This window comes from Marinobacterium lutimaris (assembly GCF_900108065.1).
GTDB lineage: Bacteria > Pseudomonadota > Gammaproteobacteria > Pseudomonadales > Balneatricaceae > Marinobacterium_D > Marinobacterium_D lutimaris.
The window spans coordinates 1988312-2000018 of sequence record NZ_FNVQ01000001.1 but is presented as its reverse complement, the minus strand read 5'-3'; the positions used below and the strand labels follow the sequence as shown (position 1 = coordinate 2000018).

The following is an 11707-nucleotide window of genomic DNA, read 5'->3' as shown; positions in this document are numbered from 1 at the left end:
GGAGGTAGCCATGTCTCTTAGCATTATCGAAAGCTGCGTTAACTGCTGGGCCTGCCTCGATGTATGCCCGTCAGACGCGATCTACGACGCCAAGCCGCACTTCATGATCGATGCGAAAAAGTGCACCGAGTGCGAGGGCGATCACGCCGATCCTCAGTGCGCGAGTATCTGCCCGATCGAAGGCGCGATCCTCGATGCTGCTGGCGAGGCGGTGAACCCGGCCGGTTCCCTCACCGGGATTCCGCCGGAAATGATGGAAAAAGCGATGGCCGAGATCCAGGCACGATAAGGGGCGACGCGATGGCTGAGGTGGTCTTCTACGAAAAGCCCGGTTGTATAAACAACCGCAAGCAGAAGCGGCTGCTGCAGGAGGCGGGGCATTCACTCGATGCCCGCAACCTGCTGACCGCAGACTGGTCACCAGAAAGCCTTCGCCCCTATCTCGGCACCGAGGTGTCAGGCTGGATCAACAAGAGTCATCCGGATCTTAAGGCGGGCAAACTGGCGCTTGACCTCAAGGATCCCGAAGCGGTGTTGGCGCAGCTTTGCGCCGATCCGCTACTTATTCGACGTCCGTTGATGGAAGTCAGCGGGCAGTGTCTGCAGGGTTTCGACGCCGAGCAGATCGATCGATTGATCGGTCTTGAGCGGCTCCCCGATGAGGATATCGAAACCTGTCCCAAGAGCCACAGCAGCGATGCGTGCAGAGCGGAGTCGGGCTGATGGCGATGGTAGCAGTGCAGACACAGAACCAGTTAGAGCGATTGATGGCGGTCGCGGCGGGTGGAGAAACCGACCGTCATCTCGCTCACCTAATACTCGGTCCCCGTCGCGGGGTCGGCTGCCTGCCCCTGAATCTGGGGTTGGAGGCAGAACAGTTTGCTCGCTTGATCGAGCGGCATTTTGCTGACGACAGCGACCTTATCGCGGCTGATCCAGCGGAAAAGCATCTGATACAAACCCGCTCCGATCTGCGCGAAGAGCTGATGCGCATACGTGACGATGAGCGTATCGAACTTGTCGAGCTGCTCGAGGATTTCCGCAGCCCGGCGGCACCGGTTGAGCTGTCGTTGATTATCGCCACCGCCTGCCTGGGCGGCGATCACCTCTGGCGTGATCTTGGATTGCCTGATCGCAGCGAGCTGAGCGATCTGATGCAACGGGCTTACCCGGCGTTAAAAGCGCTTAACGACCGAGATATGAAGTGGAAACGATTCTTCTACAAGCAACTTTGCGAACGTGGTGGCGGTTATGTCTGCCGCGCACCGAGCTGCGACCAATGCAGCGCCTATGCCGAATGTTTTGGGCCGGAGGAGTGACGACATGGCTGCCATCACTGCGACCGCCGAACAGACCGCCATGGAGCAGCTCGGTGCTTATCACCAACTGAGCAAGCACCGCCTGGAGGGGTACGCGCCGGGGCCCGAAACTCTGGACTGGGACGACCAGCCTAACGTATTTCGCTCCTTTGAGGGCGCGCCGAAACTGGCACTGCCGTTGCCCGATGACAGGGCTGATGCGCCAGATGCCGGGGTGCTTTTTGCGGGTCAGCTTGAGTCTCAGCCATTGACGCTGGAATCCCTGTCCGCGTTTCTGCGCTACGCTGCGGGCCTTACCGCCTGGAAGGTGTTTGGCCCGGATCGTTGGTCGCTGAGGGCGAATCCTTCCAGCGGCAACCTGCATCCTGGTGAGCTTTATCTGCTGTTACCCGCGGGTTCGAACTGGCCAGCCGGTGTGTATCACTACGACGTGCTCAGTCATTGTCTGGAACAGCGCCTGGAGCTGCAGGCAGAGAGCGTCACTGCCGTGTCGCTGATACAGACCTCCGTGTTGCAGCGCGAGGCCTGGAAGTACGGCGAGCGCAGCCTGCGCTACTGTCTGCTCGATAGCGGTCATCAGCTGGCTCAGTGCCAGGCGTCCGCAGCACTGCAGGGATGGGAGCTGGAGCTGGTCGATACGGGGCGAGAGCGGCTGGCGGCACTTTGCGGCATAGATCGGGCGGAGTTTGACGGTGTAGAACCTGAGCATCCCGAATGGTTGCTTACCTTTAAAGGCCGTTCAGAGGACTACGCCCGCCTCGCCAAGGTCTGTCGCGAGGCGCCTAACTGGCAGGGCGTACCTTCACGCCTTGGGCCCAGGCCGTTACAACGCTGGAAAGCGTGCAAAGCGATGGCGGAGCGGCTGGATACCAACGTCAGTGCGAGTCTTGTCCGGGCACCTACTGGCTCTGAAACACTGCGGGAAGCCCCACTTAATGCCAGGCAGACATTGATCTCAAGGCGCAGCGCCCAGGGCTATGACCATCAGCGCAGGCTTGGTTACGACGAGTTTGCCGCACTGCTCAAACCGCTGGTATCCGGTGCCAGCCGCATGCAGTTTGATCCCGCTCGTCTGCACCTGCTGCTGTTTGTGCATAACGTGGAAGGCCTGGAGCCCGGCCTCTACCTGATGCCGCGCTCGGATAGCGGAGCGGTCCTGCTGAGAGAGACGACGATGACGCGCTGGCCCGACACCAGCGATGTTTACCTCAACGATGATCTGCGTCTGATCCATCTGAAGACGGCGAACACGCGCAAACTGGCGGCGCAGCTCTGCTGTAACCAGATGATTGCCGCCGCCAGCGCCGTAACGCTGATGATGATCGCCGAGTATCAGGACCCGTTGCTGCAGGATGGCCTCGCGGCCTACCAACAGCTTTATCGCGAAGCGGGCATGCTGGGGCAGAACCTCTACCTGGCTGCCACCGCACTGGGGCTCAACGGCACCGGTATCGGCTGCTTTTTTGACGATGCCGTGCATCAGCTACTCGGTCTTGAGGGCGAGCAGTTCCAGGCGATCTACGGTTTTGCCGCCGGTATGGGGCTGAGAGATGAGCGGGTCAGCGGATTATCCGGTTACCACCACCTTCGGGAGGCTGTCGATGGGTGAGTTACTGAAGATGGATATACGCTCCGCTGAACAGCTGTTGAAGGAAGAGCCGGCCTACCTGCTGGATATGCGGGAGCTGGACTGCTACGAGGATTCCCGGCATCCGTTCGCGATGCATCTGGATGACCGGGTGCTCGGGCGCCTGCTGACCCGGGTCGAGCCGTCCCGATTGATGTTGATCTACTGCGAAGATGGAAGCCGCAGTATCGAAATGGCAAGGATGTTCCGCGATTTTGGCTTCAGCCGCAGTTTCAGTATCGATGGCGGCTACCGGGCCTGGTTACCCCTACTTGGAGTGAGGCAGATGAGCGCAGAGCAGAATCAGGATCAGGCCGGTGAATACGGTATGACGTCGCTGATGCAGGCGTCACACCGCGGCGACAGCCTTGAAGTCAGCCGCCTGATCGCTGTAGGTGCCGATGTAAACCGGCGCAACGATGATGGCAACAACGCACTCTGGTTTGCGGTGCGGTCGGGGGATTCAGCCACCGTCAGCCTGCTGATCGGTGAGGGTGTTGATCTTGATAATCAGAACGCCAACGGCGCGACACCGCTGATCTGGGCAGCTTCGGCGGGCCGGCGCGAAATGGTCGAGATGCTGCTGGCCGGGGGTGCGGATACTGGTCTGAAAACCCTGGATGGCTTTCTTGCCGTCGAGGTGGCCGGTAGCCGCGAGATTATGAAACTGCTGATGGCCACGCATCGTCAGGCCGTGGGCCAATAAACCGAGGGATGCATCATGACAACCGAAGACAAGATCCGTAAGCAGCTGTCCGATAACCCTGTACTGCTCTACATGAAAGGCACGCCGGAAGATCCCAAGTGCGGTTTCTCACGCAATGCGGTAGAAGCGCTGAAAACCACCGGCAAGGGCTACGCCTTCGTCAATGTGCTGGAAGCGCCGTTTATCCGCGAAAAGCTGCCCAGCGTCTCTAACTGGCCGACTTTTCCGCAGCTGTTTATCGGCGGTGAACTGGTCGGTGGCAGTGATGTGATCGTGGCGATGATTGAAGACGGCAGCCTGCAACCGATGCTTGAATCCGCCGGAGGTGCCTGATGGAGACCAGTGAAATCGAAGCGATCATCCAGCAGGCGCTGCCCGACGCAGAGATCGATGTCAGTGGTGAGGAGTGCAGTTTTACCCTCGCCATCATTAGCGACACCTTCGAAGGACAAAATCTGATGCAGCGTCAGAAATTGGTGCTCGCTTTGTTTCAAACCCAGCTGAAGACGGGGCGCCTGCACGCGCTCACGATCAAGGCCTATACGCCGGCGCAGTTTGCCGAATTGCAGAATACCCACCTGGTGCAGCTCGAGTGCTGATTGCCGGGTAACTTTCGGAGGTGCTCAGCATGAAAGCACTGACATCACGGGAAAACAGCGAGCAGGCGTTGGACCAGTTTGCTGATCTTTCCAGCGGCGGCTTTGGCCGCGGCATCGCCAGGGTCGCCATGTTGATGGCGGCGGGGCGCTACTGCCGCCACCGCCATCTGTCGATCGGTCGCCAGTCTATTTTTCAACGCAAACTGATGGAGAATCACGATGAGTGCTGAAGAGAATCTGTTTGACGATGAGTTCGTTGAAACCACCAACAAGCTGATCGAGATCGCCAACGAGATGGCCGCCAAGCAGGGCGAGCACAAGATGGGCGTAGCGTTTATCTATGCAGCCGCGCGCTATAACGCCTATATCGCCGCCAGCAGCGTGACTAATGCGGACGAACTGGCCGGCAAGCGCGATAAGGCGGTGGAGTATTTCTCCGATCGTTTCCGCAAGCTCTACGATGGCAACCTGATGGATTACATCGCCAACTTTGAAGAGTACATGGGGATAGCTGAAGATCAGCAGGCGGAAACCGCGCACTGATCCCGTGTGACGGATCGCCCGGGTGGTTCAGACCACCAGGTCGATCTGCTGCAGGCTGCCGGTGCTGCCGTCTTCGCGGATAAACAGCCCGGTGGCGCGCACTTCGCCACGCAGCTCGGTGCCGCTTTGATAGAGTGAAAAGGGTGTTTCTACCGATCCCAGGTAGAGCGCGCCTATCCCTTTTTCTGCAAGGCTTGCGTACTCGTCCTCACCCTGGGCATTGCGGATCCAGATCTGTAACTCGCCGAACACCGTGTCACCGGCATCGATAAAGCCGTTGCCATCCTCATCATAGCTGCTGAGATCGGCAAATCCGTTGCCGCTCAGGGCGCCAAACAGCTCAATGCCATCATTGGCTATGCCGTCCCCGTTGCGGTCCAGCATCAGAAAGCCGCTGCCGGGTGCCAGCAGGTTGATGTTGTCGTTCGTGCCATCGGCATCTATATCGAAAGCGATCCGTTGCGAGCTCAGTTCAGCGGCGCTGGCATCGAAGTTCACCACCAGCGGATCTTTCAACTGCACGCCGGCGGTCAGCACCAGTCGTTCGTGCTCGATATTGTGATAGCTCATCTTCACGTTCAGCCCGATATCGAAACTGACCCCGTCGTTGGTGGTCACCCGTCCGGCGGCGATAAAGCGGCTATCTTCACTGATCTCTGTCTGCCTGTTCCATTCGTAGCGCATACCGGTAGCGCCTGGCACCGCTATATCACCTGATATCTCGGTCGGATAGCCCGCTGGGGGCTGGCCATCCTTGTTTACACTCAGGTCGTTCATATCGAACAGCACGATCTCTCGTCCGCTGAGCATGGCAATCAGCAGCGCTTGCAGTCTCAGTCTGGGATCGGTCAGTTGTTGCCCCGAGCCGGGTACCGCTGACTCTTTTGCTGTCAGGGTTCGCGCCTCGGGCGCAGTCTTCGCTGAGGCCATTTCTGCCCCATGGGCGGCGGCAACCTGAGCGGCCCCATTGACCGGTGAGGTGTCATTGGAGACGCGGCGCACCACGCCGGCGGCATCGCTGCGATATAGCTCCAGAGATTCGCTTTGCGTTGTGCGCTCGCTGCGCTGATGGCTGCTGCTGAAGCTGATCTGGCTTTGACTGATAATCATCGTCGTGGCTCTGGCGCAAAGAAGTTAATAGAGGGGCATGGATAGGGGTATATCGGCGCGAATGGCTAAAAAGTGAGCGTTAAATCAGGGGCGTGAGACCTCCAAAATGCAGGCCGAATGTGCTCGTTTTACACTGAAAATCAGCGCTAGAAACAAGCGCCATACAGCAACAAGCCCGCCGGGCAGGGCGGGCTTGTTGGTTAGTCGGGAAGCGGGCGGTTAGCTTGCCGGCACCTCCTCAGGGTGCGTATTTTCCACGTGATGCTTCTCAGACACCTTGCGGATCATGGTGTTAGCGATAAACGCGATCACCAGCAATCCTGCCATGGCATACATGGTGGTGTTGTAGAGTCCTGGCGTCGGGTCGATGGTGCCGGCCGGTGCGATCTCCATGAGACGGCCCAGGGTCACTGTTTTGGAAGCGATCAGCGCATTCAGCTGGTCTACGCCGGCGCCAAAGGTCTGCTGGAATACAGCGGGATCAACCTTGTAGGCCAGGGATTCGATGGCATCTCGCAGCGAAACTTCGCGCAGGTGGGTGATCGCAAAGGGGCCGAGAACACCGGCGGTGCTCCATGCAGTCAGCAGGCGTCCGTGGATGCCGCCCACATGCAGGGTGCCGAAGATATCCGCCAGATAGGCCGGAATCGTCGCGAAGCCGCCGCCGTACATGGTGAAGATCACCATGGTGGCGATGCAGAACAGGACCAGCCAGACCACCGACGGATTGCTGCTTACCTGACCGGCGAAGAAGGGGATGGAGATATACAGCAGCATGCCGAGGATAAAGAAGCAGTGGAAGGTGTTCTTGCGGCCGATGAAATCGGAGGTCGATGCCCAGAGGAAGCGGCCCACCATGTTGAACACACTGATCATCAATACGTAGGTGGCGGCGAAGCCGGTATCAACAATGTTGGGTAAGGTAGTACCGAAAATCTCGGTCATCATCGTTTTCGCCACACCGATCACACCGATGCCGGCGGTCACGTTGAGGCAAAGCACCAGCCAAAGCAGGTAGAACTGAGGTGTTTTCAGTGCCTGGTCGATATGCACGTGGTTGTTGCTGATCAGACGATTTTTGCCGCTGACTGCCTTGGGCGGCTCCCAACCTTCCGGCTTCCAGCCCTCGGGCGGCACGCGGTAAGAGAAGGCGGCGATGGTCATCACAACAAAGTAGACGATACCGAGGGTCAGAAAGACGCTGGCGACGCCGGTGTTACCGGTGTTGACCACGTAGACGCCCTCAGGGCCGGGGATCGGCATGTTAGCCATATCCGCGGCGCTGGCGACGACAACTTCAAGCTTCTGGCCTGCAACCTCGGCGAAGCGACGGCCGGACTCGGTGATCAGGCTGACATCGGCGACTTTACCCAGGTATTGAGGTGCTTCATAAAACACCGACAGCAGCCAGGTTTTCAGTGGTGCACCAATCATCGCACCGCCACCAAAGCCCATGATCGCCATGCCGGTGGCCATGCCGCGCCGGTCCGGGAACCAGCGGATCAGTGTACTGACCGGCGATACGTAACCCAGCCCCAAACCACAGCCGCCCAGCGCGCCGTAGCCCAGATAGAGCAGCCAGAGCTGGTCCAGCATGATGCCCAGGCTACCGACCAGGAAGCCGCCGCCCCAGAGGATCGCGGCGAGAAAGCCGACCGCACGTGGACCGACCTTTTCCAGCCATTTGCCGCCGAACGCGGCCGCCAGACCGAGAAAGACGATAGCGGTGGAGAAGATCCAGACCACCGAGCTCAGCGACCAGTCATCGGCGGCGCTGGCAACAACGCCATGCTGACGCACCAGTGGCGGGTTGAAGATGCTCCAGGCGTAAACCGAGCCGATGCAGAGGTGGATCGCGATAGAGGCGGGGGGAACCAGCCAGCGATTGAAGCCAGGTTTGGCGACGATTCGCTCTTTCAGCAGAAAGGCAAAAGGGCCAGATTTCTGGTAAGCGTTGTTCGACATAGGGTGTAGCTCCGCTGTTATCGTTATTGTTTGCCCCTGGATTGCAAGTATCTGGGGTACAGGCAGATCGCGGATCCGCCTTTGCTTTGTCAGCAGCAAAAGCCAACGCAATACCCGCGCCATCTGGGGCAAACGCACAGATGTCGGGGGGGCGAGGACAAAAAAGGGTTTAAGGCTGCAGCGGAGGGCGGGTCGTTATGACCCGATAAACTCGGAAACCGGGTCGAAATGACCCTGTGTGCAGTACTCGGACCGGCTGCCTGGCTTGAGGTGAATCACGAACAGGGTGCCAAGGCCCTGCCGCGAGCGCACTTTGATACTTGCGTCAGCCTGTTCCAGCAGGCGTTGGCTGATCGAAAGGCCCAGGCCGGTGCCCTGTTTGCCGCGGGAGTAGAAGGGATCGAAAATGCGCGCTAACTGGTCGGTGGGAATTCCGCAGCCGTTGTCATGGATGCTCAGGCTGACCCCGCCGTCGCCCAGATTACGGCTGCGCACCCGGATTTCGCCACTGCCGGAAATGGCGTTGGCGCCGTTCATTACCAGGTTGATCAGCACCTGCTGCAGCTGGGAAGCATCGGCCCGGGCCCGATGAGATGCGCGCAGTTCAAGCCTCAGATTGATGCCGCGTCGCTTAAGCTCATGCTGGACCAGCGTGCGGGTATTCAGCACCAGATCATTGATATCGATCGCTTCCAGATGAGTACGTGGTGAGCTGGGGCGTGCCAGTTTCAGCAGGTCGTTGATAATGGTGCGGATGCGTCCCACCTGCTCGATGATCAGTTCGGCGTCGCGGCGGATCTCCGGCGTTGCCTGCTCGCCCAGTTCATCCAGCAGCAGATCCATATAGCCGAGAATCACGGCGGTGGGGTTGTTCACCTCGTGGGCGATACCCGCGGTCAGCTCGCCCAGAGCTGCAAGCTTACCTTTCTCGATCAGCTGCTCGCGGGTTTCGTTGAGCATGGCGATATGCTGTTTCAGCTCAAGGGTGCGCTCCTGAACCTTCTCTTCGAGCTGCACCGCTGCCTGTTGTATCGCATCGTGCTGCTGGTCCAGCTGGGCCAGCATCGCATTAAAGTGCTCGGCGAGTACGCGCACTTCGTCGGTGGTGTTCAGTGGTGGAATCCGCTGGCGTTCGCCGCCTCTGATCCTATCGACAACGGCGGTCATGATTTCGAACGGTCTGGAGATCGAGCGGGCGCCGGCGATGGCGATAAATGTGCAGAGCAGCAGCACCAGCGCGAACAGCCAGAGCAGCAGTTCCAGCCAGTGGTAGAAACTCTCCAGAAACGGCGCTTCCAGGAAACCGGCGTAGAGCATGCCGATGCGGTGACCGTTGACGTCGATGACCGGTTCGTAGGCGGAGATATACCAGTCGCTGACCACGAACGCCCGGTCCAGCCAGCGCTCGCCTTCCTCAAGCACCTGATGGCGTACCTGGGCCGATACGCGGGTGCCTAGAGCGCGCTGGCGTGGTGCTTCGGGGTGCTGAACATTGGTGCTAATACGCACATCGTCAAGGAACAGGGTCACCGTGCCTATGCCGTCTGCCGGCAGGCTGCCGGGGCCGTAAACGGTGTTGCTGATATGGTCGACAAAACCGAGATTGGCGTTCATCAGCAGCCCTGCCGTGAGCAGTGCCGCCACGTTACCGCTATTGTCACGCAGCGGGTAGACAAAATGCAGCATCATGGCGCGATCTTCCACGGAACGCTCGGATTGCGTAGCGCGTTGGGTAGCTACCAGCGGGATGCGGGCCCGGGTGGCGAGCTCGGCACTCAGTGCGCTCAGCTCTGCAGCGGAAAACACCTCAACGCCGCTCACCGGCCCCTGCATCTTGGCCTGCTGTATCAGCGGGCTGTCGGGATAACTGCAATCGCCGGGTTGCGTCAGCGAGCAACCGCGTGGGTCGAGCAGGCGCACGTAGTCAAAACCGGTTGCCGAGCGCAGCTGCTCCAGAAGGAGAGGCGTATCCGTGTTATTGCGATCGCCCCCGTCGGCGGAGGAGTTAAGCAGCGCGTGATGAAAGCGATCGCCCGCGGCGGCAAGAGAGAGGCGTACCAGGTAGCGATCGCGGGTGGCGAAGAAGGCTTCATGGGCAACGGCCAGGTCGGTGTTGGCCTTCATCAGCAGTTGCCGGTAGCCCACCTCGTTACTCCACAGATAGGCGAGCAGGACCACACCGGGCAGAACCAGCAGCAGCGGGAACAGCGTCAGTGCCAGCAGCCGGTAGCGCAGGTTGCCGGTGAGCCGCTGCCAGCAACGTTTAATCAGCGCTGTCGTCACTGCTGTCGTCATCGCTGCTTTCAAAAGAGCGTAGCTTGCGGTCGAGGGTTTTGCGGGTAATGCCCAGTGCCTCGGCGGCCCTGGTTTTGTTGCCGTCGCTGCGTGCCAGCACCTTTTCGATATGGGTCAGCTCTACCTGTTTCAGCCGCCAGTGCAGCGGATAACCCGAGACTTCCGCATCCCGCACCCTGTTTGGAAACGCGAGCTGTGTCGGGGACATGCCGAGCAGCAGGCAGCGTTCGATCAGGTTCTTGAGTTCGCGCACATTGCCTGGCCAGTGGTAAGCCTGCAGAGCGCGGATCTCAGCGCTGTCGAAGCTTGTAGTGGGTTGGCGCAACTCTGTTGCCAGGGAAGTTGAAAGGTGGCTGAGCAGCTCGGGAATATCCTCCTGGCGCTCCCGCAGCGGCGGCATCTGAATGTGCAGCACATTGAGCCGATAGTAGAGGTCTTCGCGGAAGCGTCCCTCGCTTACCGCCTGATCCAGCTTTTTGTTGGAGGCGGCCAGTACGCGAACATTGACCGGCGTATCGCGCTCGGTACCCAGCGGTCGTATGGCGCCATCTTCCAGCACGCGCAGCAGCTTGGTCTGCATCGGCAGCGGCAGTTCCGAAATCTCGTCCAGGAACAGCGTGCCGCCATCAGCGTAGGCAAACAGGCCGAGACGGGCCTGGTGGGCGTTGGTGAATGCCCCCTTGATATGACCGAACAGCTCCGACTCGATCAGCTCCGGCGCGATGGCGCCACAGTTGACCGGTACGAATGCGCCGCTGCGGCCGCTCTGGCGGTGGATCGCCCGGGCCGCAAGCTCCTTGCCGGTGCCGGTCTCACCCTCGATCAATACGGCTGAGGGCGCGGGGGCGATACGTGACAGGGTTGTGCGCAGCGCTTCCATCACCGCGCTGGAGCCTACCAGACCGCTGCTTTCCCGTTGCGCTACATGCCGGTTGAGCACGTAGTTCTCTTTCGTCAGCTGCCGGTTATCCAGGCACTTCTGCACCGCATTGCGCATCTGCTCGATGCGGAACGGCTTCAGGACCAGGTCACAGGCACCCAGGCGCAGTGCCTCGATGGCGCTGTTCATATCGGCAAAGGCGGTCATGAAGATTACATCGGAAGGGCAGCCAGATTCGCGCAACTGCTGTACCCACTCGACGCCGGAGCGTCCGGGCATGCAGATATCGACAATCAGCAGGTCAAAATGTCGCGATGAGCGCAGCTGGTCCGCCTGCTCGGTGGAGTCTGCCACATCGACCGTGCGGTAGCGTTTTCTCAGTGCACGTTGCAGAAAGTCACGAATCCCGGCCTCGTCATCGACGATCAGGATGCTGATATCCGGCAAGGCACCTTCTACAGGGCGCTCAATCCTTTTAGCGTCAGCAATAGCCATAATTCTTATTCTAGTTATTTTGAGTTATTGATCGGTTTTCGCAGTGTATCACGCAAAAAGTTTGGGCCCAGGGTGTGAACCGAACGTTCTGCTCTATGGCTGATCTACGCCAGGCTTGGCAGTAATCTTCGGTTACTATCGCGAATCCTTCTTTGCCGTCTCTGTCCA

At 59.5% G+C, this 11707-nt stretch carries 13 protein-coding genes; 9 read left to right on the top strand and 4 right to left on the bottom strand.

The window, feature by feature from the left end; translation table 11 throughout:
• Nucleotides 1–10 precede the first annotated feature (10 nt).
• From C4S72_RS09340 to C4S72_RS09300, 9 genes are read left to right on the top strand one after another with little or no spacing between them, the layout of a single operon-like run.
• A complete protein-coding gene (locus C4S72_RS09340) occupies nt 11–289 on the top strand; it encodes a 4Fe-4S binding protein (RefSeq protein ID WP_104002742.1) in 279 nt (92 codons plus the stop codon).
• Nucleotides 290–300: 11 nt separating this feature from the next.
• Complete coding sequence (locus C4S72_RS09335) at nt 301–723, top strand: thioredoxin domain-containing protein (protein ID WP_104002741.1); 423 nt, start codon at nt 301–303, stop codon at nt 721–723.
• Nucleotides 723–1319, top strand: a complete 597-nt coding sequence (locus C4S72_RS09330) for a nitrogen fixation protein NifQ (protein WP_104002740.1) — start codon at nt 723–725, stop codon at nt 1317–1319. Before C4S72_RS09335 ends, C4S72_RS09330 begins: the two co-directional genes overlap by 1 nt.
• A 4-nt stretch (nt 1320–1323) precedes the next feature.
• Complete coding sequence (locus C4S72_RS09325) at nt 1324–2928, top strand: SagB/ThcOx family dehydrogenase (RefSeq protein WP_160115482.1); 1605 nt, start codon at nt 1324–1326, stop codon at nt 2926–2928.
• Nucleotides 2921–3652, top strand: coding sequence for an ankyrin repeat domain-containing protein (locus tag C4S72_RS09320; protein WP_160115481.1), 732 nt, complete (start codon nt 2921–2923; stop codon nt 3650–3652). The genes C4S72_RS09325 and C4S72_RS09320 overlap by 8 nt, the downstream gene beginning before the upstream one ends.
• 15 nt (nt 3653–3667) lie before the next feature.
• Nucleotides 3668–3985 carry a Grx4 family monothiol glutaredoxin gene (gene grxD, locus C4S72_RS09315; protein ID WP_104002737.1) on the top strand — a complete coding sequence of 106 codons (318 nt, stop codon included), beginning with the start codon at nt 3668–3670 and terminating at the stop codon, nt 3983–3985.
• Complete coding sequence (locus C4S72_RS09310) at nt 3985–4251, top strand: BolA family protein (protein WP_104002736.1); 267 nt, start codon at nt 3985–3987, stop codon at nt 4249–4251. The genes grxD and C4S72_RS09310 overlap by 1 nt, the downstream gene beginning before the upstream one ends.
• 29 nt (nt 4252–4280) lie before the next feature.
• The gene (locus C4S72_RS09305; RefSeq protein WP_104002735.1) at nt 4281–4481 is read left to right on the top strand and encodes a hypothetical protein; all 201 of its coding nucleotides are present in this window, start codon (nt 4281–4283) and stop codon (nt 4479–4481) included.
• Nucleotides 4471–4794, top strand: a complete 324-nt coding sequence (locus C4S72_RS09300) for a DUF3144 domain-containing protein (protein WP_104002734.1) — start codon at nt 4471–4473, stop codon at nt 4792–4794. The genes C4S72_RS09305 and C4S72_RS09300 overlap by 11 nt, the downstream gene beginning before the upstream one ends.
• 27 nt (nt 4795–4821) lie before the next feature.
• Here the strand turns inward: C4S72_RS09300 and C4S72_RS09295 are convergent, their stop codons facing one another.
• The 4 genes from C4S72_RS09295 to C4S72_RS09280 all read right to left on the bottom strand — a co-directional run bounded on the left by C4S72_RS09295 (nt 4822) and on the right by C4S72_RS09280 (nt 11539).
• Complete coding sequence (locus C4S72_RS09295; protein WP_104002733.1) at nt 4822–5904, bottom strand: hypothetical protein; 1083 nt, start codon at nt 5902–5904, stop codon at nt 4822–4824.
• A 219-nt stretch (nt 5905–6123) separates the two neighbouring features.
• The gene (locus tag C4S72_RS09290; RefSeq protein ID WP_104002732.1) at nt 6124–7869 is read right to left on the bottom strand and encodes an OFA family MFS transporter; all 1746 of its coding nucleotides are present in this window, start codon (nt 7867–7869) and stop codon (nt 6124–6126) included.
• A 195-nt stretch (nt 7870–8064) separates the two neighbouring features.
• Nucleotides 8065–10164: a sensor histidine kinase gene (locus C4S72_RS09285; RefSeq protein ID WP_104002731.1), complete on the bottom strand. Its 2100-nt coding sequence runs from the start codon at nt 10162–10164 to the stop codon at nt 8065–8067.
• Nucleotides 10133–11539 (bottom strand): sigma-54-dependent transcriptional regulator, encoded by a 1407-nt coding sequence (locus C4S72_RS09280; protein ID WP_104002730.1) that lies wholly within the window; start codon nt 11537–11539, stop codon nt 10133–10135. The genes C4S72_RS09285 and C4S72_RS09280 overlap by 32 nt, the downstream gene beginning before the upstream one ends.
• Nucleotides 11540–11707: the final 168 nt, after the last annotated feature.